This is a genomic window from Sphingomonas kyeonggiensis (assembly GCF_014204495.1).
Classification (GTDB): Bacteria; Pseudomonadota; Alphaproteobacteria; order Sphingomonadales; family Sphingomonadaceae; genus Sphingomonas; species Sphingomonas kyeonggiensis_A.
The window spans coordinates 476,233-499,583 of sequence record NZ_JACHLN010000001.1; the positions used below are offsets into that span (position 1 = coordinate 476,233).

Here is a 23,351-nt window from a genome sequence, read left to right on the forward strand (position 1 = left end):
GGCCTTCGCCGGGGAACAAGGGAATGAAAAATGGCCGACTATGAATTCGACGTCCTGGTGATCGGTTCGGGCCCCGGCGGCTATGTCGCGGCGATCCGCGCGGCGCAGCTGGGCCTCAAGACCGGCTGCGTGGAAGGCCGCGAGACGCTGGGCGGCACCTGCCTCAACGTCGGCTGCATCCCCTCCAAGGCACTGCTCAACGCGTCGGAGAAGTTCGACGAGGCCGTCAACGGCACCCTCGCCAAGCACGGCATCAAGCTGACCGGCGTCGAGCTCGACCTGGTCGGCATGATGGCCGACAAGGACAAGGCCGTGAAGGGCCTGACCGGCGGCGTCGAGTTCCTGTTCAAGAAGAACAAGGTCGAGTGGGTGAAGGGCTATGGCACCTTTATCGACGCGCACACCGTCCAGGTCGGTGACCGCACCGTCACCGCCAAGAACATCGTCATCGCCACCGGCTCGTCGGTCACCCCGCTGCCCGGCGTCGAGATCGACCAGAAGGTCGTCGTCGATTCGACCGGCGCGATCGCGCTCGACAAGGTTCCCGGCCACATGGTCGTCATCGGCGGCGGCGTGATCGGCCTCGAGCTCGGCTCGGTCTGGCAGCGCCTCGGCGCCAAGGTCACCGTGGTCGAGTTCCTCGACCAGCTGCTCCCGGGCATGGACGGCGACGTCCGCAAGGAAGCCGCCAAGATCTTCAAGAAGCAGGGCATGGAGATCAAGCTCTCCACCAAGGTGACCGGCGTCACCGTCAATGGCGGCAAGGCGACCGTGACGGTCGAGCCCGCTGCCGGCGGCGCTGCCGAGACGCTGGAAGCCGATGCCGTGCTGGTGTCGATCGGCCGCCGTCCGAACACCGAAGGGCTCGGCCTCGACAAGATCGGCCTCGAAGTGAACAAGCGCGGCCAGGTCGAGACCGACCACGACTTCCGCACCAAGGTCGACGGCGTCTGGGCGATCGGCGACGTGATCCCGGGCCCGATGCTCGCGCACAAGGCCGAGGACGAAGGCATCGCGGTCGCCGAGAACATCGCCGGCCTCACCGGCATCGTGAACCACGACGTGATCCCCTCGGTGGTCTATACCCACCCCGAGATCGCCGGCGTCGGCCTGACCGAAGAGCAGGCCAAGGAGCGCGGCGAGGTCAAGGTCGGCAAGTTCCCGATGGCCGGCAACAGCCGCGCCAAGGCGATCGACGACACGGTCGGCTGGGTGAAGGTGATCGCCGACGCCAAGACCGACCGCGTGCTCGGCACCTGGATCATCACCTCGGTCGCCGGCACGATGATCGCGCAGGTCGCCCAGGCGATGGAGTTCGGCGCGACGTCGGAAGACATCGCCTATACCTGCCATGCGCACCCGACGCACAGCGAGGCGATCAAGGAAGCCGCGATGGCCGTGCTCGGCAAGCCCATTCACGTCTGATCGCACCCGGTCTTCCCCTCCCTGCAAGGGAGGGGCAAGGGGTGGGTTAGGAAAGGCCGGGCTCGATGCCCGGCCTTTTCCTTTTCTGCACGCCGGCTGGCCGGGCTCGCTGCGCTCGCAACCCACCCCCGACCCCTCCCTTACAGGGAGGGGAGAAAGAAGTGGGCAATCAATGCACCGCCCAGGGCCCGCTGAGCTTCGGCCGCACGCGCAGCAGCGCGAAGGCGAGCACCGCGCTGGCGATCGGCGCCAGCCACAGCGCGGTCCAGCCCCAGCGGCCATGGCTCGCCGCGCCCATCACCGCCCCGGCGACGAAGCCGAGCCACAGGAACAGATAGCGGGTCCACGCCCAGCGCTCGGGATCGCCCATCAGCGCGCCCGCGAGCCCCTGCCCCAGCTTGACCAGCGATCCGGTCATATAGGTCACGCCCACCGTCACTTCGCCCTCGCGGTGGAGGATGCCGTTCTCGCAGCCCATCGCCATCGCCAGGAAGATCAGCACGAGCGGCCCCGGCACCAGGCTGGCCAGCGTCGCCGCGATCACCAGCAGCAGCGTCACCAGCGCCATGATGCTCTCGCGGAAGCGCGCCTGGCGCCAGCGCGTCACCACCGCGGCGAGGATCACGCCGCTGATGAAGCTCATCACCAACGCCCCCGCCACCGCCGCGACGCCGGGCATGTCATTGCCCAGGCCCACCGCCATGCGGGTGGTGTTGCCGCTCATGAACGAGGCGAAGAAACCGCCCAGGCTGGTAAAGGCCAGCGCATCGACGAAGCCGGCAAGCGCGGCGAGGCAGATGGCGATGACGACGAGCGGGGACTCTGTACGCTGCATGGCAGCCCTCATGCCCCAGCCGCGCATTTGACAGCAAGCCGTTCCAAGCATGAAACATTGGTCATGGAAGCCGTAGACGCCGCCGCCCGGATCGGGCCGATCCTCCCCTGGCTCGACATGCTCGGCATCGCCGTGTTCGCCGCCACCGGTGCGCTGGCCGCCGCGCACCGCGCCCAGACCTTCGTCACCGCCGCCTTCTTCGCGCTGGTCACCGGCGTCGGCGGCGGCACGATCCGCGACCTGCTGATCGGCGCCCCCGTCTTCTGGGTGCATGACGCCACCGTCGCCTCGTTGATCCTCGCGGTCGCGGTGCTGATCTGGATCACCCCGCAGCGCTGGTGGAACGATTCCACCTTCGCCTGGCTCGATGCCTTCGGCCTGGCCGCCTATGCCGCGTTCGGCGCCGCCAAGGCGCTGGGCTACGGCATCCCGCCGGTGCCCGCGGCGGTGATGGGCGTGGTCACCGCCTGCGTCGGCGGCATCATCCGCGACGTGCTCGCCGGCGAGCCCTCGATCCTGATGCGCCCCGAGCTCTATGTTACCGCCGCCGCGCTCACCGGCGTGCTCCAGGTGGTGCTGACCCTGGCCGGCCTGCCGGTCTTCGTCGCCGGGCTGCTCGCCGCCAGTGCCGGCTTCGGGATGCGCGCCGCGGCGATCATCTGGAAGCTCGGCCTGCCGGCCTATCGGGGAAGGCGCTGATGCTGCTTCCCCTGCTCCTCCTCGCCCAGGACCCGCTCGCCCCGCTCGATTACTGGGTGGGCAGATGCTGGCGCACCACGCTCGCCCCCGAGGTGACCGACACCCATTGCTTCACCCGCGTCGAAGCGGGGGTGCGCGATCACCACGAAGTCATCGACAAGGGCGAGAAGGTCTATCAGGGCGATACCGACTATCGCTGGGACGGCACCCGCATCCGCTTCGCCTATCGCAACGACCAGGGGCCGGTATCCGAAGGCGTGGTGACCCCGACCGCCACCGGGCTCGACATGGAAGGCGTCCAGCTGGAACGCACGGCCACGGGCTTCGCGATGATCACCGAGCGCGGCCGCCGCGAGTTCACCCGCACGGAATGAGCTAGATCGTCGCTTCCGGACTCTCGTGCGCGACACAGCTGGTCATGCCCCGTTTCCGCTCCTGGAAATCGGTGCGGAACTCCGTCTCCAGCGCTTCGATCTCCGCGCGCACCCGCCGATACTCCTCGACCGCGCGCGCCAGGTCCGGCGGGTGGAAAGCGCCTGTGACCAGCTCCTTGCCGGTCGCGTCGGTCACGCTGAACGCCCAGCTCTGGGTCCGGTAGAGCGCCTGCAGGATCGGCCCCTTCGACAGGCCCCCGCTCAGGCCGAACATCTTGCCATCCTTCCCGGTCGAGCGCCGCACCTCGCGCGCGCTGAACAGGCGCTGGCTCCCGACCGGGACGCCGTCACCCCGGAAACTGACCTGCACCGGCCCGACAACCTGGGTGTGCCAGGCATAGTTGATATGCACGTAATCGGGGCCGTCGCGCAGCACCTCCGCTTCGCTGCGCCCCTTGCGCCCGTTGTCGGGCTCATTGGCTGGAGGGCCGTCCGGGCGCGGATCGATCATCCAATAGGTGCCGTGCGGTTCGTGGTCATAGGATTGGATGAGATAGGGGTTTATCGTCCCCGAGGCCTCGAAATCGCGCAGGATGGTGACGGTTTCCCCCTCGACTTCGAACCGGCTCCAGCAACGCCAGCCCCATTCGGGCGCCCATTGCCCCGAAGATGCGAGGCCGGACTGGCGCAGGCGCTGCGCGTCGGAAGAACAGCCGCCAAGGGCGAAGACGGCAGCGGCCAGGGCCAAATAGCGGATCGCATTCGCCACCATGCATCTTCCCCCGGTGCCCGCCATTCCAGCCAGGCTAGTTCGCCTCGACCATCCTGTCCATTTTGGCGTCTCGCGCCCGGCAGCGGAAGGTCGTGCGGGTCCCGTGAGATCCGTGCAATTGCCTGCCCCCTCCACACCCCGCATACTCCCCGCATGGAAGAGTCGAGTCGCGGCCAGCAATTGCTGTCCACGGGCGAGGCCGCCCGGCGAGACGGAGACACCGAAGCGGCACGCGCCGCCTTTTCGGAAGCGCTGCTCATGTTCCGCCGGGAAGGCGACTTGTCGGGCGAGGCGCTGGCGCTCACCCGCCAGTCGCAGGTCGCCCGCGACACCGGCGACCTCGACTGGGCGCTGCACGACCAGGCCGAAGCGATCGCGCTCTATCGCCGTGCGGGCGACGGGCTGGGTCTCGCCAGGGCGCTGCGCCATGCCGGCGACATGTTCCTCGAGCAGCAGGAACTGCCCCGGGCCACCGCCTATCTCCACGAGGCGCTCGACATCTACCGCGCCGATATCGACACGCCGCCGCTGGCCATGGCCAACATGATCCGCAGCGTCGCGCTGCTGGCGACGGCGCTCGGCGAGACCGAGGCGGCGCGGGACTATTGGACGGACGCCCGCGAACGCTACGCCGCGCTCGGCCCGCTCTTCCCGGACGGCAATGCGGGCGTGCGCGAAGCGGAGCAGCGGCTCGCGGCTTTGGGGTAGGGAAATGCTGGCTGCCGGACCTTCGCGATTCCCCTCCCTGCAAGGGAGGGGTTAGGGGTGGGTTAGAAAAGGCCGGGCTCGATGCCCGGCCTTTTCTGTTTGGGGATGCCGTCTCGTTGGGCGCCTCCGGAAGACCGGAGGCGCAACCCACCCCCAGCCCCTCCCTTGCAGGGAGGGGAGAAAGAGCCAAACGCCCCCCTAAACCTCCATCAGCCAAGCGATCGCGCTCTCGCGATCGTCGAATATGCCCAGGTCGGGCCGCACCTCGCGCAGCCGTTGCGCCTGCAGCCGGGCGAGCGCGGTGCTCACCACGAACGCGATCTTGCGCGCCCACAGCTTGCGCACCTCGGGATTGTCGAGCGTGTGCTTGATCAGCTCCACCGTCTCCTGCGGCACGACGTGCACGCCGCTGCCGTCATAGAGCGTCACATGCTGCCCGACATGGGGGCCGAGCGTGCGGATCGCCGCGCGCAGCTCCTCGCCGATCCAGGCGGCATCCTCGGGGCTGATCAGCCCGCCGATGCGCAGGTCGATCAGCTTGCGGTCAACATCCACGTGGATGCTGTGGGAAACGGAGTGGGGCATCTGGGACCGGACCACGCGTTTACTGGGAGACCGCGCCGATAGCGGTCAGCCCCCCGCATGCTCAATCCCGGACAATCCCCATATCGGCGAATTTGCGTGGTTCCACAGGGGGTACGCGCGGTTCGTTCAGTTCGCACTGCCAGAAACCGATATCGATCCACTGGCCATGCTTGAAGCCGACTTCGCGGTAGACGCCCTGGCGGCGGAAGCCCACCGCCTCGTGCAGTCGGATCGAGCGGTCATTGGGCAACGCGATCGTGCCGATGGCATGGACGAAGCCCTGCGCGCGCAGCGTGTCGACCAGCGCCTCGTAGAGCAGCCGCCCCACCCCCGATCCGCTCGACGCGTCGGTCAGGTAGATCGAAGTCTCGCAAACATAGCGATAGGCCGGCCGGTCGCGGAACTTGCTGGCATAGGCATAGCCGATCACCCCGGCATCCTCGCCATCGCCGGTCGTGGCGACCAGCCAGGGATAGAGCCCGTCGCTCGATGCCATGCGCTTGCGGATCTCCGCCTTTTCGGGCGGCTCGATCTCGAAGCTGGCGGTGCCGGTGAGCACGTGCGGCGCATAGATCGCCGCGATGGCGCCAGCGTCCTCCGGCGTGGCTGCGCGGATACCGATCACAGCGCGAGCCGCGCGGCGATGGCGTCGAACAGCCGGGCGTCGTCCAGGCTGCCGGTGGCGGGGCCGAAGCCTCCGCATTCGAGGCAGCGTGCCTGCACCGATCCGCCACGGGCGAGCCGGCGCGCATCGCCGATCGCCTGGATCAGCAACCCGCGCTGGGCGATCGCGGTGCGGGCGAACATGTCCGCCCCCGCCGGCTGGTCGGCCCAGTCGCCTTCCTGGTCATTGTCGCCCAGGAAGCCCTCGATCATCTTCGCCCAGCCCGACGGCTCCTTCTCGAGATAGACCGCATGGACCTTGGCCGGATCGAGCTTGGCAAGGCGCGCCGCCTCGGCGATCGCGTCGTTGATCCCGCCGAACCGGTCGACCAGCCCGAGCTGGTGCGCGGTGCCGCCGATCCAGACGCGGCCCTGCGCGATCTCGTTGACCCGCTCGGGGCTCAGCTTGCGGGCGCCGGCCACCAGCCCGATGAAGCGCGCATAGCCCGCTTCGATCGCCGACTGGAGCAGCTTGTCGGTCTCTTCATTGGTGCCGCCATACAGGTCGGGCTGGCCGCTGAGCGGCGTGGTCCGCACCCCGTCCACGCCGACGCCGATCTTGGCGAGCGTCTTCTCGAAGGTCGGGATCACGCCGAAGATGCCGATCGAACCGGTGATCGTGTTCGGCTCGGCGAAGATCGTCTTGCCCGCGGTCGATACCCAATAGCCGCCGCTGGCGGCCAGGCTGCCCATCGAGACGACCACCGGCAGGCCCTGCCCCTTGGCCTGCTCGATCGCCTGGCGGATCTGCTCGGAAGCGAGCGCCGAGCCACCGGGCGAATCGACGCGGACCACCAGCGCCTTGAGCTTCTTCTCGGCCAGGCCCTTGAGCAGCGCCGCGCTGATCGTGTCGCCCGCCGCCTTGCCGGGGCCGGCCTTGCCGTCGACGATCTCGCCGGCGATGGTCAGCACGCCGATCGCGTCGCCGCCGGTCGGCAGCGGATGCGCGGCGACGAAGTCGGCCAGCTTGATCCGGTTGAAATTGCCCGCCGGCTTGCCGCTGGCGACGCCGGCGATCTCGGCGACGCGCTTGCCGAAGGCCAGCCGGTCGCCCAGCTTGTCGACGATGCCCAGCGCTAGGTTCGACTTGGCGATATCGCCCTTGGTGCCCGCCACCACTTCGGCCGGCTTGGCGATATAGTCGGCCAGCTTCGCCTTGGGCCGCGCCTTGGCGACTTCCGCCTGCCACTGCGCCCAGATCGGCTGGTAGATCGCGAGCTCGGCTTCCTTGGCCTCGGGCGACATGTCGTCGCGCATGTACGGCTCGACCGCCGACTTGAACTTGCCGACGCGGTAGATGTGCGCGTTGACCCCCAGCTTGTCGAGCAGGCTCTTGTAGAACAGGCGGGTGCCGCCCGGGCCGGTGAACATCGCGCCCCCCAGCGGGTTCACCCAGATCTCGCTGGCATTGGCCGCGAGCGCATAGCTGTCATCGGTATAGGCGGTCGCATAGGCCAGCACCGGCTTGCCGCTCTTGCGGACTTCGCCCACCGCGGCGGCGACTTCGCTGATCGCGGCGGGGTAGCCGCCCATGAAGCGGTCGAGGTCGAGCACCACCGCCTTCACATGATCGTCGGTCTTCGCCGCGTCGAGCGCGCGGACCACGTCGCGCAGCCGCTGCTGCTTGGCGACATCGCCGCCGCCGAGCTTGGCGAAGGGATCGGCTTCCTCGGGCTGCTCGACCAGTGCGCCGTCGAGCGAGACGAGCAGCGCGCCGTCGCGGATCGCCGCGGCGTTGGGCTTGGCGGAGAGCGCCGCGAACAGCACCGTGAAGAACAGGAGCATGAAGACCAGGACCAGAAAGTCCTTGATCCCCACCAGGATCTTCCAGGCGCCTTTGACAAGCTTCACTTCGCCGCTCTCCCATGGAAATGCCGGTTCGGGCTACTAGATATGGGCTGTGGAGTAAACGCCCGTATTAGCGGACCAACACGCCCGTTCGGGGACTCCGAAAAAACGCACTTAACGCCCGTTGACGCCGGGCAGGGGCGTACGCATATGCCGCTCCGTTGGCAGTCGGCGAGTCCGAGTGCCAGAACCATAAACCATTGCATAGAGGATCACTCGCAATGAACTTCCGTCCGTTGCACGACCGCGTGCTCGTCCGCCGCGTCGAAGCCGAGGCGAAGACCGCCGGCGGCATCATCATTCCGGACACCGCCCAGGAAAAGCCGCAGGAAGGCGAAGTCGTCGCCGTCGGCTCGGGCACCAAGAACGACAAGGGCGAGGTCACCCCGCTCGACGTCAAGGCCGGCGACCGCATCCTGTTCGGCAAGTGGTCGGGCACCGAGGTCAAGGTCAACGGTGAAGACCTCCTCATCATGAAGGAAAGCGACATCCTCGGGATCGTCGGCTGAGACTTCGAATCCCTCGCCCTGCGCGGCGAGTCCCCATTTTTCGCAATTGAAAGGGCAGTCAAATGGCAGCCAAGGACGTAAAGTTTTCGCGCGACGCACGTGAGCGCATCCTGCGCGGCGTGGACATCCTCGCCGATGCGGTGAAGGTGACCCTGGGCCCGAAGGGCCGCAACGTCGTGATCGAGAAGAGCTTCGGCGCACCGCGCATCACCAAGGACGGCGTCAGCGTCGCCAAGGAAATCGAGCTCAAGGACAAGTTCGAGAACATGGGCGCCCAGATGGTGCGCGAAGTGGCCTCGAAGACCAACGACATCGCCGGTGACGGCACCACCACCGCGACCGTTCTCGCCCAGGCGATCGTGCGCGAGGGCATGAAGTCGGTTGCCGCCGGCATGAACCCGATGGACCTGAAGCGCGGCATCGACCTCGCGGTCCACAAGGTCGTCGACGACATCAAGTCGCGCTCGAAGCCGGTTGCCGGCACCAATGAAGTCGCGCAGGTCGGCATCATCTCGGCGAACGGCGACACCGAAGTTGGCCAGAAGATCGCGGAAGCGATGGAGAAGGTCGGCAAGGAAGGCGTGATCACCGTCGAAGAGGCGAAGGGTCTCGAGTTCGAGCTCGACGTCGTCGAGGGCATGCAGTTCGACCGCGGCTACCTGTCGCCCTACTTCATCACCAACCCCGAGAAGATGGCCGTCGAGCTCGCCGATCCGTACATCCTGATCCACGAGAAGAAGCTGTCGAACCTCCAGTCGATGCTGCCGATCCTCGAGGCGGTGGTGCAGACCGGCCGTCCGCTGCTGATCATCGCAGAGGACATCGAGGGCGAGGCCCTGGCCACGCTCGTCGTCAACAAGCTGCGTGGCGGCCTGAAGGTCGCTGCGGTCAAGGCACCGGGCTTCGGCGATCGCCGCAAGGCGATGCTCGAGGACATCGCCGTCCTCACCAAGGGCGAAGTCATCTCGGAAGACCTCGGCATCAAGCTCGAGAGCGTTACCCTCGGCATGCTCGGCACCGCCAAGCGCGTCACGATCGACAAGGACAACACCACCATCGTCGATGGCGCCGGTGAAGCCGATGCGATCAAGGGCCGCACCGAAGCGATCCGCCAGCAGATCGAAGTCACCACCAGCGACTATGACCGTGAGAAGCTCCAGGAGCGTCTCGCCAAGCTCGCCGGCGGCGTGGCCGTGATCAAGGTCGGCGGTGCGACCGAGGTCGAGGTGAAGGAGCGCAAGGACCGCGTCGACGACGCGCTGCACGCAACCCGCGCAGCCGTTGAAGAAGGCATCGTCCCCGGCGGCGGCACGGCCCTCCTCTATGCCACCAAGGCGCTCGACGGCGTCACCGGTGCAAACGAGGACCAGACCCGCGGCGTCGACATCGTGCGCCGTTCGCTCTCGGCCCTGGTGCGCCAGATCGCTTCGAACGCCGGCCATGACGGTGCGGTCGTCTCGGGCAAGCTGCTCGACCAGACCGACACTTCGTTCGGCTTCAACGCATCGACCGACACCTATGAGAACCTGGTTGCGGCCGGCGTGATCGACCCGACCAAGGTCGTCCGCACCGCGCTCCAGAACGCGGCTTCGGTCGCCGGCCTGCTCATCACCACCGAAGCGGCGGTGAGCGAGCTGCCGGAAGACAAGCCCGCCATGCCCGCCATGGGCGGTGGCATGGGCGGCATGGGCGGCATGGACTTCTAAGTCCTTCGCTCTGCGCACAAAAATGGAAGGGCCGGGGAGCGATCCCCGGCCCTTTTCATGCCCGCCGGCCCGGCGCGGGCGACGTTTCGATACTTTTCCGAAACATTTCTGATTTGCGGCAAACCGAACCGATACCTGCTTGACCCTCTTCCGAGGATCAGGGAGGTAGACGGCCATAGACCATTGGGGGTGGTTACGTGATTAATTGGATTGCCGGGCGTGCGCGTTGCATCGGAGGCCGGCACGAACGTTCCGAAAAGCATGCACAACGCATCGGCGGGGACGACAAATATGTCAGCAAGTGCCGCTATTGCGGGGTCCACATGACCCGCCGCGCCAAGCGCGACTGGATCGTCACACCCAAGGCCGCACGCTGATCGCCGCCGTCGCGGCGTTTTAGGTCAACAAAACACTTTCCCGCATTCCGAAACCGCGACAGACTGGCGCCTCTTGCAACGGCGCCGGCCTACAGGCGCGATTTCAGGGACTGGAAATGACCGACCTTACCCGCCGCGAAGCGCTGGCTGTAGCCGCCTTCGCCAGCGCCACCGCCGCCCTGCCCGCCTGGGCCCGCCAGGCCGCCGCACCCGCCGGCGCCGAATGGGACCTGACCGAGCTCTATCCGAACGAAGCCGCCTGGGAAGCCGCCCGCAAGCAGGCGCTGGCCGCCGTTCCGGGGATCGCCAAATACAAGGGCCGCCTTGGCGAGAGTGCCGATGTGCTGGCCGAGGCACTGAGCCTCCAGTCCGATCTCGGCCGCACGATCGCCCGCATCTACACCTATGCCAGCCTGAAGGGCGACGAGGATGTCCGCATCTCCGCCAACCAGGAGAAGCTGGCCCAGGGCCGCGATCTCTATACCGCGTTCGGCGAGGCCAGTTCCTGGGTCGCACCCGAGCTGCTGACGCTGGGCAAGGCCAAGATCGACAGCTTCCTTGCCGCCAGCCAGGTGCTGCGCGCCCGCTTCGACTTCGCGCTCGCCGATGCACTGCGCCAGGCCGCGCACACGCTTTCGGCCGAGAGCGAGGCGATCCTCGCCAGCGCCGGCTCGCCGCTCGACGCGGCCAGCGACATCGCTGGCCAGCTGCGCTCCTCGGACATCCCCTGGCCGACCATCACCCTGTCGACCGGCAAGCAGGTCCGCCTCGATTCACAGGGCTATTCGCTCAACCGCGACGCCCCCAATCGCGAGGACCGCAAGGCGGTGTTCAAGGCGTTCTGGACCGAGCACGGCAAGTTCCAGAACTCGTTCGGCGCAACCTATGGCGGCCAGGTTCGCTCGGACATCTTCTACGCCAAGGCGCGGAAATACCCGACCTCGCTTGCCCATGCGCTGGCCGGCAACAATGTGCCCGAGGCGGTGTACCGCACGCTGGTGGCTGAGACGAACAAGGGGCTGCCCCAGCTCCACCGCTATTTCGAGCTGCGCCGCAAGATGCTCAAGCTGCCGGACATCGGCTATTACGACATCTACCCGCCGCTCGTCTCGATGGACCGCAGCTACACGCTCGACCAGATGCGCGCGACCACGCTGGAAGCGGTGAAGCCACTCGGCGCCGACTATCAGGCGCGCATCGCCAAGGCGACCGCCGCCAAGTGGATGGATCCCTGGCCGCGCCCCGGCAAGCGCCCGGGCGCATACATGAATCCCGGCGCGTTCGACGTGCATCCCTATCTGCTGCTCAACTTGAGCGACAAATATGACGGGATGAGCACCTATGCCCATGAATGGGGCCATGCGCTGCACTCGCTGCTCGCCAACTCCACCCAGGTCTATGACAAGGCGGACTATCCGATCTTCCTCGCCGAGATCGCCTCGACGCTGAACGAGCAGTTGCTCGTCGCTCACCTGCTCAAGGGCGCGAAGACCAAGGAGGAGAAGCTCTTCTACCTCGGCCAGCAGATGGAGAATTATCGCGGCACCTTCTTCCGCCAGACCATGTTCGCCGAGTTCGAGCTCAAGGCGCACGACATGGCGGAAGCGGGCGAGGGTCTGTCAGGCGAGAAGTTCACCAAAGTCTATGGCGAGCTGCTGCGCACCTATCACGGCCCGAAGATGATCCTGGAGCCCGAATACGCCAATGAATGGGCGTATATCCCGCACTTCTACAACAGCTTCTATGTCTACCAGTACGCCACCTGCATCTCGGCGGCGACGTTCTTCGCCCAGTCGATCCTGAAGGGCGGCGCCAAGGAGCGCGACAACTACCTCTCGGTGCTCAAGGCGGGCGGATCGGACTATCCGACCGAAATCCTGAAGCGCGCCGGCCTGGATATGGCGAGCCCGGCCCCGTACCAGGCGCTCGTCGCCGACTTCAAGAATGTGCTCGACCAGGCGGAAGCGCTGATCGGCTAAGCCTGTTTCCGCCGCGTCGGCGCATGGAAATCGGGCGGCTTGTCCGCGATCCATGCGACGAAGCGGCGGATATCCTCGCGCTCAAGCAGCGCGTCGAGCGTAGGATAGAGACGCGCCAGCTCGGCATTGCTCGCGCTGGCGTGGATCGTGCGGTGGCAGATGGGATGGAGCGGCACCGTCTCGCGACCGCCTTCGCTTTTCGGCAGCACATGATGCCATTCGAGCCGCCGGCCGAGCGGGCGGGCACAAAGCGCGCAGGCTTCGGGCGGCGCAGCACTCGCGGCGGTTTCCAGCGCCGCCGCGATCTGTTTGCGCCGGACGCGCCCGCTCATCCCGCCAGCTGGCGCAGCAGCCAGTCATTGACCACAAGGTCGATCACCAGATGCACGCGGGCCGTATTGCCCGCATTCGTGACGCTGTGCGGATCGGCGAGGCGGAGATACCAGGCCTCGCCCGGGGCCATCGCCACACGCGCGCCATTCAGGCGGAAATCTACATCTGCATTGGTCACGATCGGTACATGGATCCGCGCGAAGCCATCGGCGACGTCGAGGTCAAGATCCTCATGCTCCTTGATCACCGATCCCGCCGCCAGCCGCATCAACCGCGCGGAACGGATCGGGCAGGCAAAGGCGTCGATCACGGCCGACACCCCCGGCATGCGCGCGCGCCACACCGTGTCGACGAATTCGGTGACGCCCGGCGCGGCATAGATCAGCTGGATCGGATGGGAGACGCCCGCCTGCGCGCGCAACGGCAGCGCACTCCATTCCCCATCATAATTCTGCTTCACGAAATGCTCGGTCCAGTCGCCCCGTTCGAGAGCCTCGACATCGGCGACGAGCGGCGCGGGATCGAAGGCAAGCGGCAAGCGCACCCGATCGGGCCAAGCGGATTGTGTGGGTGCCGTTGCCATATTAGCCTGACTGCTCCTTCCCAGAGACCCTATCCCAGCGCCCGATGATTGCAACGCCACCAACTCCGATCGAGGCGTTCCGCGCCGCAGTCATGGCCGACCCCGCCGCCCAGGCGCAGCTGGCTGAACCCTTTGACCCAGCCGTGTTCGAGGCAGAGGCGATCGCCTGGGCCGCGGCACGGGGCATCCCCCTCACCGCGCAGGATCTGGCCGGATGCGGCTGTCCCGATCCGATCGGCATGTTCCGTTTCAGCGCGGCCCCGGTCATGCAGGCCGAATGGCCGCCCGAAGGCTGGCTCCCGGTCGGCTTCGTGCGCGGGCCACAGCCCGCGATCCAGTGGTTCCACTTCGCCGGCATCTCGCCCAGCACGCCCTTCTTCGAGGATGCGGTGCTCGAGGCGGGCGGGCGGCCGTTCAACCGCCTGTTCCGCACCGCCACGCCACTTGAAGGCTTTGTCGGCCGGACGGACTTGCGCGCGCCTTCGGGCCTGATCTTCCATATGTCGCGCTGCGGCTCGACGCTGGTCTCGCAGATGCTCGGGGCCGCGCCCGGCCATGTCTCGATCTCCGAGACTTCGGTGCTGGACGCGATGATCCAGTACCCGTTCGAGGATCCCGACATGCACGCCGACGCGCTGCGCGCGCTGGTCCACGCCTATGCCCGCGGCGCCGGGCATTTGTTCCTCAAGCTCGACAGCTGGCATACGCGGGCGCTGCCGCTGCTTCGCCGTGCCTTTCCGACCACGCCCTGGATCTTCCTCTACCGCGACCCGGTCGAGGTGCTGGTATCGCAGCTGCGCCAGCGCGGTGCCCAGACGGTGCCCGGCATCGTGCCGCTGGAATGGTTCGGCCTGGCGCCAGAGGACGCCTGGCTACCCGAGCGCAACTTCATCGCGCGGGTGCTCGAGCGCACCTGCCAGGCCGTGATCGAGCACGGCGGGGGCCAGGGGTTGCTCGTGAACTATGCCGAGCTGCCCGGTGCCTTTTTCGATCGGATTCTGCCGCATTTCGGCGTGGCACCGGAAGCGCCGGCGCGGAAGGCGATGGAAGCGGCGGCCACACGCTATTCCAAGGCGCCGGGAACCCGTTTCACCGCCGACGGAGAAGCCAAGCGACGCGAAGCCGATCCCGAGCTCCGCGCTGCCGTGGATCACCATATCGCACCGGTCTTCGCCGAGCTGGAGGCCGTCCGCGCGGCGAGCTAGCCGCTCTTCTGCATCGCCTCGATGATCTTCTTCACTTCCTGGCTGCGCCCGCGCGGCAACACCAGCACGTCATCGCCCGAGACGACCACGATCAGGTCCTCCACGCCGACCAGGGCGACACGCTTGCCGCCCTCGGCACGCACCAGGCAGTTGCTCGATTCGATCACCACGGCATCGCCGCGCACCACATTGCCGCCGGCATCGGCATGGCTGATCGCGTGGAGCGCGTCCCAGCTGCCGACATCGCTCCAGCCCATCGTGACCGGCACCACCGCCACGCGCGGCGCCTTTTCCATCACCGCATAGTCGATCGAGTCCGAAGGACTGGCGGCAAAGCTGTCCGCATCGGGCCAGATCCGCGCGCCGTCGCGCCGGCCCTTTTCCATCGCCTGCTGCGCGGCCGCGAGCATTTCCGGCGCGTAGCTCGCCAGGGCTCCCAGATAGATGTCGGCGCGGAACAGGAAGATGCCACCGTTCCAGGTATGCCCGCCATGGGCCAGCATCTCCTCCGCCTTTTCGCGCGGCGGCTTCTCGACGAAGCGCTCGACCCGGTGGACGCCGTCGCCGATCGCTTCGCCCACCTTGATCCAGCCATAGCCAGTCTCGGGCACGTCGGGCGTGATCCCGAAGGTGACCAGCCAGCCGTCGCGGACCAGCGGCAACGCCGCCTGGATCGCGGCATGAAAGGCATCGACATCGGTGATGACGTGATCGGACGGCATCACCAGCAGCGGCTCGGCCCCGCCGCCCGCGGCAATCGCGGCGAGCGCGATCGCGGGCGCGGTATTGCGGCCGATCGGCTCGAGCACCAGCGCACGCGCCGTGCTGTCGGCGGCCGCGAGCTGCTCCTCAACCATGTCGGCATGATGCGCATTGGCGACGACGATCGGCGGACCGAACTGCTCCCCGGCGGCGCGGCGCGCGGTGAGCTGCAGCATCGTCTCCTCGGCGGTGAGCGAAAGCAGTTGCTTCGGCTTCTCCGCCCTGGACATCGGCCACAGGCGCGTGCCCGATCCTCCCGACAGGATGACAGGGACGATCGGTTGCGAATCCGACATGAGTTACGGACCTCCTGAGAAAATCTGATTTGGTGCTTTGCCCGCACAATCAAACACATGGCTTTGACCACAGTTTCGTGACGGCCTCCAGATTTTTCATCCCGCCGGCGTAACGTCCGCCATGTCGGATTTGTTTACACTTCGCCCGTACAAAAGGCGGCATGATCCGGCTGTTCAAGCATTACGTGCCCAATGCCGTGCTGCTGCTGGGCTTTCTCGATATCGTCCTGCTGGCGATATCGGGCGAGCTTGGCTGGATGCTGCGCGCGCATCAGCTGGGCATCGGCCTGCCTCCCGTCCAGGAGCGCTGGCCCCAGCTCGTCAGCTACGCGCTGTTCCTCGAAGTCGCGATGGTCGCGGTCGGCGTCTATGGCTCGGATGCGCTCCAGTCACTGCGCTATGCGATGGCGCGGCTGATCGTCGCCATCTCGCTCGGCGTGATCGGCCTCAGCGTCCTCTACTTCCTGATCCCCGAGATCGGCTTCTGGCGCTCCAACCTGCTCTACGCGATGGGCTGCTCGATCGGCCTGCTGATCGCGCTGCGCATCCTGCTCGGCAAGGCACTGGGCAGCCAGGCGTTCAAGCGGCGCATCGTCGTGCTCGGCGCCGGCGCGCGGGCGCAGCGACTCAAGGACCTGTCCAAGGCGCCTGGCGCCGGCTTCGTCGTGGTCGGCTATGTCGCGATGAGCGAAGCCAATCGCGTGATTCCCGAGGCGATCGCGCGCGATGCGATCTATAATCTCGCCGATCACGTCGTCGTCCTCAACGCCAGCGAAGTGGTGCTGGCACTCGAGGAACGCCGCAATGCGCTGCCGCTCAAGGATCTGCTGCGCATCAAGACCACCGGCGTCCACGTCAACGAGATCTCGACCTTCCTCGAGCGCGAGACCGGCCGCGTCGACCTCGACAGCGTCAATCCGAGCTGGCTGATCTTCTCGGACGGCTTCTCGTCGGGCCGCATGTTCTCGAGCATGTTCAAGCGGCTGTTCGACATCGGCGCGAGTGCGCTGCTGCTGGCGCTGATGCTGCCGATCATCCTGCTCACCGCGATCCTGGTGAAGCTGGAGAGCAGGGGCCCGGCCTTTTACCGCCAGCGCCGCGTCGGCCTCTACGGCACCGGCTTCGACGTCATCAAGCTGCGCTCGATGCGCCAGGATGCCGAGGTGAACGGCCAGCCGGTCTGGGCCGAGAAGGACGACCCGCGCATCACCCGCATCGGCCGGATCATCCGCAAGACGCGGATCGACGAGCTGCCGCAATGCTGGAGCGTGCTCAAGGGCGAGATGAGCTTTGTCGGCCCGCGGCCCGAGCGCCCGCAGTTCGTCGAGGACCTCGAGACCAAGCTGCCCTATTATGCCGAGCGCCATATGGTGAAGCCGGGCATCACCGGCTGGGCGCAGATCAACTATCCCTATGGCGCCTCGATCGAGGATTCGCGCCAGAAGCTCGAGTTCGACCTCTACTACGCGAAGAACTATTCGCCGTTCCTCGACGTGCTGATCCTGCTCCAGACCATCCGCGTCGTATTGTTCCCCGAAGGCGCGCGCTGATGGCCGCCCTGCTGCTCTGGCTGCACGCCCTGGCGGCGCTGCTGTTCGGGGCACTCGCGCTCTGGGCATGGCGCGCCGACCTGGCCGGGCTGCCGCGCCGCCCGCTCGCCATCGCGCTCGCCGCCACCGCGCTCTGGGCGCTGGCCATCGCCGGGATCGGCGCCGCCGATGTCGCCAGCTGGTTCGCCGAGACGCTGCGCAACCTTGCCTGGCTCGGCTTCATGCTGGTGCTCCATCGCCGTGACGCGCAGTCGCGCCCGCCGATCGCGCTCGGCACCGTCTATGGTGTGGTTGCGCTCGTCCAGGTCGCCGCGCTGATCCTGACGCTCATCGTCTATACCAATCCCGAGCCGGAGCTGGCCGTCCCGGTCGCCAACGCCGCGCTGCTGATGCGGATGCTGGTCGCGGTCGCCGCGCTGGTGCTCGTCCAGGCGCTATGGTCCGCGCTCAGCCCCGGCGCGGGCGGGCCACTGCGCACACTGGTGGTCGCGCTCGCGGCGATCTGGTGCACCGAATTCGCGCTGTACACCGTCGCCTATGTCGCCGCGGAGTGGCGGATCGAGCCGCTGGTGCTGCGCGGCCTTGCCTATCTCGCCGTCGCGCTCGCCATCGGCACCGCGCTCCAGCGCAAGGGCGAGTGGAAGATCGAGGTGTCGCGCGCCGTCACCTACCAGTCGCTCTCGCTGGTCGCGATCGGCGCCTATTTCGCCCTGCTCGCGCTTGCCACCTCCGCCATCGCCACGATCGGCGGCGCCAATGCCCGCGTGCTGCAGACCGCCTTCGTCCTCGGCTCCACGGCGGCGATCCTCACGCTGGTCGCCAACAGCTGGCTGCGCGCCTGGCTGAAGGTGAAGCTCGCCAAGCATCTCTTCCGCCACCGCTATGACTATCGCACCGAATGGATGCGCTTCACCGAGACGCTCGGCAATCCGCAAGGTGGCGCCGCGCTCGACGAACGCATCGTCAAGGCGATCGCCGACCTGACCGAAAGCCCCGCCGGCGTGCTGCTCGTTCCCGATGCGGGCGGGCTGGGCGTCGGCGCGAGCTGGAACTGGGACCGGGCGACCCTGCCGATCGCCGGCGATACGGCGCTTGCCGAACATCTCCGGCTGACCGGCCGCATCGTCGAGCTCGATGCGATCCGTCGCAACGAGGATCATCTCGACGCCGCCGCCGTCCCGCAATGGATGCTCGACCTGCCCGAGGCGTGGGCGATCGTGCCGCTACCGCATCTCACCGAGCTCGCCGGCGCGATCCTGCTCGCCCGGCCGACACTGGACCGTGCGCTCGACTGGGAGGATTTCGACCTGCTCAAGGTCGCCGGCCGCCAGGTCGCCTCCTATCTCGCCGAAGCCCGCGCGCAGGACGCGCTCGCCGAGGCGCAGCGCTTCGACGAGTTCAACCGCCGCTTCGCCTTCATCCTCCACGACATCAAGAACCTTGTGAGCCAGCTGACCCTGACCGCCCGCAATGCCGAGCGCCATGCCGACAACCCTGAATTCCGCGCCGACATGATCGCGACGCTGCAAAGCTCGGCCGAGCGGATGAACGGGTTGCTCGCCCGCCTCTCCCAGCATCATCGCAGCCGCCCTGAGGCGCCGCACGCGATCGAGGTGGTCGCGCTGGTCGAGCGCGTCGCGGCACACCGCAAGGGCCAGCACCCGGTGGTGACCGCCGGCGTGCGCAACGCCATCGCCCATGCCGATCCCGCCAGCCTCGAGCAGCTGCTCGCCCATCTGCTCCAGAACGCCATCGACGCCAGCCCGGCAAACGAGCCGGTGACCCTGTCGGTTTCGGCGGATGGCGAGCGGGTGGCAATCGACGTGGTCGATCAGGGCTGCGGCATGTCGCCGGGCTTCATCCGCGACAAGTTGTTCAAGCCCTTCGTCTCGTCGAAGGAAGGCGGGTTCGGCATCGGCGCCTTCGAGGCGCGCCAGCTCGCCCACGCCATGGAAGGCCGCATCGAAGTGACCTCGCGCGAAGGCCGGGGCACCCGCTTCCGCGTGATCCTCAAGGCCGCGCATCCCGCCGATCTCGGTACCCGGGGCGACAATTGGGGGCGTGCCGCATGAGCGACAGCCGCGCCCTGCCCAAGCTGCTCATCGTCGAGGACGATGCCGGCCTCCAGCGCCAGTTGCGCTGGGCCTATGACGGCTATGAGATCTTCACTGCCTCCACCCGCGAGGAAGCGATCACCGTGCTGCGCGCCGAGGAGCCGCCGGTGGTCACGCTCGATCTCGGCCTGCCGCCCGATCCCGACGGCACCACCGAGGGCTTCGCCACGCTGGAGACGATCCTGTCGCTGCGCCCCGATACCAAGGTGATCGTCGCTTCGGGCCACGGCGCGCATGAATCGATGCTCCGCGCGATCTCGCTCGGCGCCTGGGACTTCTACCAGAAGCCGATCGACATCGACGCGCTCGGCCTGATCGTCGCCCGCGCCTTCCATGTCCATGCGCTGGAGGCGGAGAACCGCCGCCTCGCCGAGCGGGTCGAGGCGGGGGCGGTGCTGGGCGGCATGCTCACCGGCGCGCCGGAGATGCTCAAGGTCACCCGCACGATCGAGCGTGTCGCCAGTGCCGACGTCTCCGTCATGCTGCTCGGCGCCAGTGGCACGGGCAAGGAGCTGCTTGCCCGTGGCCTGCACGACCGGAGCGGGCGCAAGGGCCGCTTCGTCGCGATCAACTGCGCGGCGATCCCCGAGACGCTGCTCGAATCCGAGCTGTTCGGGCACGAGAAGGGCGCTTTCACCGGGGCGGTGAAGACCACCGAAGGCAAGATCGAGCTCGCCCAGGGCGGCACGCTGTTTCTCGACGAGATCGGCGACGTGCCCCTGCCGCTCCAGGTCAAGCTGCTGCGCTTCCTGCAGGAGCGCGTGATCGAACGGGTCGGCGGGCGACAGGCGATCGCGGTGGATACCCGCATCGTCTGCGCCACCCACCAGGACATTGACGCGATGGTGGCCGACAATCGCTTCCGCGAAGACCTTTATTACCGCCTCGCCGAGATCGTCGTCCGCATCCCGAGCCTCGCGGAGCGCCCGGGTGACGCGGGGCTGCTCGCGCGCCATTTCCTGCAGAAATATGCCGCGCAGATGAACACGACCGCGCGGAGCTTTGCGCCCGATGCGCTTGCCGCGATCGATGCCTGGGGCTGGCCCGGCAATGTCCGCGAGCTCGAGAACCGCGTGAAGCGCGCGGCGATCATGGCCGAGGGCAAGCATGTCACCGCCGGGGATCTCGACCTCGAGGCCCAGGCGGAGATCGAGCCGGTCAACCTCAAGGCCGCGCGCGAGCTCGCCGATCGCAAGGCGATCCGTCACGCGCTTGCCCGCGCCGAGGGCAATATCTCCGGCACCGCGCGCCTGCTCGGGATCAGCCGCCCTACCCTCTATGACCTGATGAAGGCCTATGACCTCCAGCCCTAGGCGCCGCCGGCGCACTTCCCGCTCCAGCGGCCTCCCGATCCGGCGCGTGCTGGTGATCGGCGGCGCGCTCGTCGTGCTGCTTGCCGTGCTGGCCGGCGGCTGGTTCGCGCTGAGCCCCGGCAGGATGGGCACGGCGGAAGTTGCGGAAGCCACCACCCGCGCCGAGGCGATGCTCAAGGCCGACAACGCCACCGGCGCGCGCGACCTTGCCGCGGAAGCGGTGCGCGGAGATCCCGACAACGAGAACGCCCATATCGTCCTTGCCCGCGCGCTGCTCGCGCTGGGCGACGGCGTGGGAGCCGAGGGCGAGATCCAGCGCGCCGTCGATGCCGGCTATGATCCCAAGGCGGTGCCGCAATGGCGCGCAGAAGCCTGGGTGCTGCAGGGCAAGACCGACAAGGCCCCGGCAGAGGCAGATAAGGCCCCCGCCGCGATGCGCCCCTACGGACTTCGAATCCGTGCCCGCGCACTCACCGCCCAGGGCAATTTCGCCGGCGCCGGTGCCGCGCTGGACGAAGCGCTGCGCCTGGCCCCGGACAATGCCGGCGTCTGGATGGACATGGGACGCTATCGCTACGCGGCGGGCGACCTAATCGGTGCCGCCCAGGCATCGGACCGCGCGGTAAAGCTCGCCCCCGGCTATATCGACGCGCTGATCCTGCGCGGCGAGATCGTGCGCAGCCAATATGGCCTGGTCGCCGCCCTGCCCTGGTTCGAGCAGGCGCTGAAGCGCGATCCCGCCCGCCACGATGCGCTGATCGAATATGCCGCGACGCTCGGCGATATCGGCCGCACCGTGGATGCGGTCGCCGCCACCCGCCGCGCGTTGGCGGCGCGGGCGGGGAGCCCGCAGGCATTCTATCTTCAGGCGGTGATCGCCGCGCGCGCGGGCAATTTCGACCTTTCCCGGGCTATCCTCGAAAAAACCGGCGGCGCGATCAACGATATGCCGGGCGTAATCCTACTCGGCGGCACGCTCGCCCTGCAAAAGGGCGACTACGAACAGGCGATCGACAAGCTGGGCGACCTAGTCGGCATGCAGCCGATGAACATCACCGCGCGCAAGCTGCTCGCCTTCGCGCTGCTGCGCACCGACCGCGCCCGCAACGCGATCGACACGCTGCGCCCGGTCGTCGCCCGCGCCGATGCGGACAGCTACGCGCTCACCCTGGTCGCCCGCGGCTTCGAGCGGATCGGCGACCGGGCAAGCGCCGCCCGCTTCCTCGATCGCGCCGCCTTCCCGGCGATCGGCGAAGCGAGTGCGTTCAGCGCGGACGACAGCACGGCGACGCTCGCCGCCGATGCCGACCAGCGCCCCGACGATCCCCAGGCGACGCTGCCGCTGATCCGCGCCCTGGTCGCCAGCGGCGACAAGGGCGGCGCCCTCACCCGCGCCCAGGCCATCGCGGCGAAGAACCCCGGCGCGCCCGCCGCCCAGGTCGTGCTCGGCGACATGCTGATGCTGCTGAACCGCCCGGCCGACGCCGTCGCCGCCTACAAGCGCGCGGCGGACCTGCGCTTCGACGAGCCTACCCTGCTCCGCCTGGTCGAGGCGCTCGACCGCAGCGGCAAGCGCGAGGACGCCGCCAACGCGCTCGCGCTGTTCCTGTCGCAGAACCCGGGCAGCATCGCCGCCCAGCGCATCTCGGCGCACTGGCAGCTCGCCGCCGGCGACTATGACGCGGCGATCGACACGCTGGAGGATATCCGCGCCCGGATCGGCGACGGCGACGCCGCGCTCAACGGCGAGCTTGCCGCCGCCTATGCCGGCGCGGGCGAAACCGGCACCGCGGTCGATTTCGGCGAGGCTGCCTATGGTCTGGCCCCGGCCAATCCGGCGGTGGTCGACGCCTATGGCTGGGCGCTGTTCAAGGGTGGCGACAAGGAAGGCGGGCTGGAGCTGCTCCAGAAGGCCGTGATCCTGGCGCCGAAGCATCCGGGCCTGCGCTGGCACCTCGCCCAGATCTACGCCGCGCTTGGCCGCAAGGCGGAAGCGAAGCAGAATGCGGCGGCCGCGCTTGCCGATCCGAGCTTTACCGAGCGGGCCGAGGCCCAGGCGATGGCAAACGGGTAACGTCCACCCGGGTATCCCAGCCGAGCATCGCGACCTCGGCGACGCCCTCCAGCTCGGCCCGGCCCGCGCCATCGCGCGCCAGGATCGACATGCCGCTCTGTACCGTCTGAACGAAGCGGGCGAGCGCATCGAGATCGACAGCAGCAGGGATTTCCCCCTGCGCGACGCCACGATCGAGACGGGCGCGTAGCCGTTCGAAGGTGATCGCTCGCGCCGAGCGCACCCGCTCGCCAAGTTCGGCATTGCCTTCGCTGCCCACCGCCGAGAGCGTGACCATGCAACCGCGCGGCATATCGGCAAAGCAGCCCGTCAACGCCGCGGCGCTATCCATCAGCAGCGAGGACACCGCACCGCGCGCCGTGTCCGCCGCAAAGAAGCCTGCCCAGACAAACGCCTCGTTACTGTCGCGATAATGGCCCAGCGCTTCGGCATAGAGTGCCTCCTTCGAGCCGAAGGCGGCGTAGAGGCTTGGCGCGCCGATCTCCATCGCCTCTGTCAGGTCGGCGATCGACGTCGCGGCATAGCCCTTTCCCCAGAACAGCCGCGTCGCCCGTTCGAGCGCACGCGCGCGATCGAAGGCGCGCGGGCGCCCGCGGGATCGGGTTTGCGTCTCTTCTCCAGAATTTTGCATCGATCGTTAC

General features: G+C 67.8%; 21 protein-coding genes. 12 read left to right on the forward strand and 9 right to left on the reverse strand.

What is annotated here, in order from left to right:
* Positions 1-30: 30 nt before the first annotated feature.
* A complete protein-coding gene (lpdA, locus tag HNP52_RS02390; protein WP_184161956.1) occupies positions 31-1,425 on the forward strand; it encodes a dihydrolipoyl dehydrogenase in 1,395 nt (464 codons plus the stop codon).
* A gap of 169 nt (positions 1,426-1,594) precedes the next feature.
* On the opposite strand, the gene HNP52_RS02395 is transcribed toward lpdA, so the two are convergent.
* A complete protein-coding gene (locus tag HNP52_RS02395; protein WP_184161959.1) occupies positions 1,595-2,260 on the reverse strand; it encodes a YoaK family protein in 666 nt (221 codons plus the stop codon).
* 63 nt (positions 2,261-2,323) lie between these two features.
* Here HNP52_RS02395 and HNP52_RS02400 point away from each other — a divergent pair, with 63 nt between their 5' ends.
* Together HNP52_RS02400 and HNP52_RS02405 are read left to right on the forward strand one after the other, a co-directional pair.
* Positions 2,324-2,959 (forward strand): trimeric intracellular cation channel family protein, encoded by a 636-nt coding sequence (locus HNP52_RS02400; RefSeq protein WP_184161962.1) that lies wholly within the window; start codon positions 2,324-2,326, stop codon positions 2,957-2,959.
* A complete protein-coding gene (locus tag HNP52_RS02405; protein ID WP_184161965.1) occupies positions 2,959-3,333 on the forward strand; it encodes a hypothetical protein in 375 nt (124 codons plus the stop codon). Before HNP52_RS02400 ends, HNP52_RS02405 begins: the two co-directional genes overlap by 1 nt.
* 1 nt (position 3,334) lies before the next feature.
* Here HNP52_RS02405 and HNP52_RS02410 read toward each other — a convergent pair whose 3' ends face one another.
* Complete coding sequence (locus HNP52_RS02410) at positions 3,335-4,102, reverse strand: hypothetical protein (RefSeq protein ID WP_184161969.1); 768 nt, start codon at positions 4,100-4,102, stop codon at positions 3,335-3,337.
* 156 nt (positions 4,103-4,258) lie between these two features.
* Here HNP52_RS02410 and HNP52_RS02415 point away from each other — a divergent pair, with 156 nt between their 5' ends.
* A complete protein-coding gene (locus tag HNP52_RS02415; RefSeq protein ID WP_184161972.1) occupies positions 4,259-4,813 on the forward strand; it encodes a tetratricopeptide repeat protein in 555 nt (184 codons plus the stop codon).
* Between the two features lie 198 nt (positions 4,814-5,011).
* On the opposite strand, the gene HNP52_RS02420 is transcribed toward HNP52_RS02415, so the two are convergent.
* From HNP52_RS02420 to sppA, 3 genes are all read right to left on the reverse strand, one after another.
* Positions 5,012-5,368: a hypothetical protein gene (locus tag HNP52_RS02420; RefSeq protein ID WP_184161975.1), complete on the reverse strand. Its 357-nt coding sequence runs from the start codon at positions 5,366-5,368 to the stop codon at positions 5,012-5,014.
* A 91-nt stretch (positions 5,369-5,459) separates the two neighbouring features.
* Positions 5,460-6,023: a GNAT family N-acetyltransferase gene (locus tag HNP52_RS02425; RefSeq protein WP_184161979.1), complete on the reverse strand. Its 564-nt coding sequence runs from the start codon at positions 6,021-6,023 to the stop codon at positions 5,460-5,462.
* Positions 6,020-7,912: a signal peptide peptidase SppA gene (gene sppA, locus HNP52_RS02430; protein WP_184161982.1), complete on the reverse strand. Its 1,893-nt coding sequence runs from the start codon at positions 7,910-7,912 to the stop codon at positions 6,020-6,022. Before sppA ends, HNP52_RS02425 begins: the two co-directional genes overlap by 4 nt.
* 218 nt (positions 7,913-8,130) lie before the next feature.
* Between sppA and groES the strand changes: the two genes are divergently transcribed.
* The 3 genes from groES (at position 8,131) to pepF (ending at position 12,480) form a co-directional block, all read left to right on the forward strand.
* On the forward strand, positions 8,131-8,418 hold the full coding sequence (gene groES / locus HNP52_RS02435) for a co-chaperone GroES (protein ID WP_184161985.1): 288 nt from the start codon (positions 8,131-8,133) through the stop codon (positions 8,416-8,418).
* Positions 8,419-8,480: 62 nt separating this feature from the next.
* Positions 8,481-10,124 carry a chaperonin GroEL gene (groL, locus tag HNP52_RS02440; RefSeq protein ID WP_184161988.1) on the forward strand — a complete coding sequence of 548 codons (1,644 nt, stop codon included), beginning with the start codon at positions 8,481-8,483 and terminating at the stop codon, positions 10,122-10,124.
* Between the two features lie 493 nt (positions 10,125-10,617).
* A complete protein-coding gene (gene pepF / locus HNP52_RS02445) occupies positions 10,618-12,480 on the forward strand; it encodes an oligoendopeptidase F (RefSeq protein WP_184161991.1) in 1,863 nt (620 codons plus the stop codon).
* Here the strand turns inward: pepF and HNP52_RS02450 are convergent.
* Together HNP52_RS02450 and HNP52_RS02455 are read right to left on the reverse strand one after the other, a co-directional pair.
* Positions 12,477-12,812 carry an HNH endonuclease gene (locus tag HNP52_RS02450; protein WP_184161994.1) on the reverse strand — a complete coding sequence of 112 codons (336 nt, stop codon included), beginning with the start codon at positions 12,810-12,812 and terminating at the stop codon, positions 12,477-12,479. The two genes, pepF and HNP52_RS02450, sit on opposite strands and share 4 nt — an antisense overlap.
* On the reverse strand, positions 12,809-13,357 hold the full coding sequence (locus tag HNP52_RS02455; RefSeq protein WP_221416080.1) for an aspartyl/asparaginyl beta-hydroxylase domain-containing protein: 549 nt from the start codon (positions 13,355-13,357) through the stop codon (positions 12,809-12,811). The genes HNP52_RS02450 and HNP52_RS02455 overlap by 4 nt, the downstream gene beginning before the upstream one ends.
* Before the next feature lie 131 nt (positions 13,358-13,488).
* On the opposite strand from HNP52_RS02455, the gene HNP52_RS02460 reads away from it, so the two are divergent.
* A complete protein-coding gene (locus HNP52_RS02460) occupies positions 13,489-14,601 on the forward strand; it encodes a sulfotransferase (RefSeq protein ID WP_184162002.1) in 1,113 nt (370 codons plus the stop codon).
* Here the strand turns inward: HNP52_RS02460 and HNP52_RS02465 are convergent.
* Positions 14,598-15,659: a mannose-1-phosphate guanylyltransferase/mannose-6-phosphate isomerase gene (locus tag HNP52_RS02465; RefSeq protein WP_184162005.1), complete on the reverse strand. Its 1,062-nt coding sequence runs from the start codon at positions 15,657-15,659 to the stop codon at positions 14,598-14,600. The two genes, HNP52_RS02460 and HNP52_RS02465, sit on opposite strands and share 4 nt — an antisense overlap.
* A 161-nt stretch (positions 15,660-15,820) precedes the next feature.
* Here HNP52_RS02465 and HNP52_RS02470 point away from each other — a divergent pair, with 161 nt between their 5' ends.
* From HNP52_RS02470 to HNP52_RS02485, 4 genes are read left to right on the forward strand one after another with little or no spacing between them, the layout of a single operon-like run.
* On the forward strand, positions 15,821-17,209 hold the full coding sequence (locus tag HNP52_RS02470; protein ID WP_184162009.1) for a TIGR03013 family XrtA/PEP-CTERM system glycosyltransferase: 1,389 nt from the start codon (positions 15,821-15,823) through the stop codon (positions 17,207-17,209).
* The gene (gene prsK / locus HNP52_RS02475) at positions 17,209-19,281 is read left to right on the forward strand and encodes an XrtA/PEP-CTERM system histidine kinase PrsK (RefSeq protein WP_184162012.1); all 2,073 of its coding nucleotides are present in this window, start codon (positions 17,209-17,211) and stop codon (positions 19,279-19,281) included. Before HNP52_RS02470 ends, prsK begins: the two co-directional genes overlap by 1 nt.
* Positions 19,278-20,636 carry a PEP-CTERM-box response regulator transcription factor gene (gene prsR / locus HNP52_RS02480; protein ID WP_184162015.1) on the forward strand — a complete coding sequence of 453 codons (1,359 nt, stop codon included), beginning with the start codon at positions 19,278-19,280 and terminating at the stop codon, positions 20,634-20,636. Before prsK ends, prsR begins: the two co-directional genes overlap by 4 nt.
* Positions 20,620-22,710, forward strand: a complete 2,091-nt coding sequence (locus HNP52_RS02485; protein WP_184162018.1) for a tetratricopeptide repeat protein — start codon at positions 20,620-20,622, stop codon at positions 22,708-22,710. The genes prsR and HNP52_RS02485 overlap by 17 nt, the downstream gene beginning before the upstream one ends.
* Here HNP52_RS02485 and HNP52_RS02490 read toward each other — a convergent pair.
* The gene (locus HNP52_RS02490; RefSeq protein WP_184162021.1) at positions 22,670-23,341 is read right to left on the reverse strand and encodes a TetR/AcrR family transcriptional regulator; all 672 of its coding nucleotides are present in this window, start codon (positions 23,339-23,341) and stop codon (positions 22,670-22,672) included. The two genes, HNP52_RS02485 and HNP52_RS02490, sit on opposite strands and share 41 nt — an antisense overlap.
* Between the last annotated feature and the right edge of the window lie 10 nt (positions 23,342-23,351).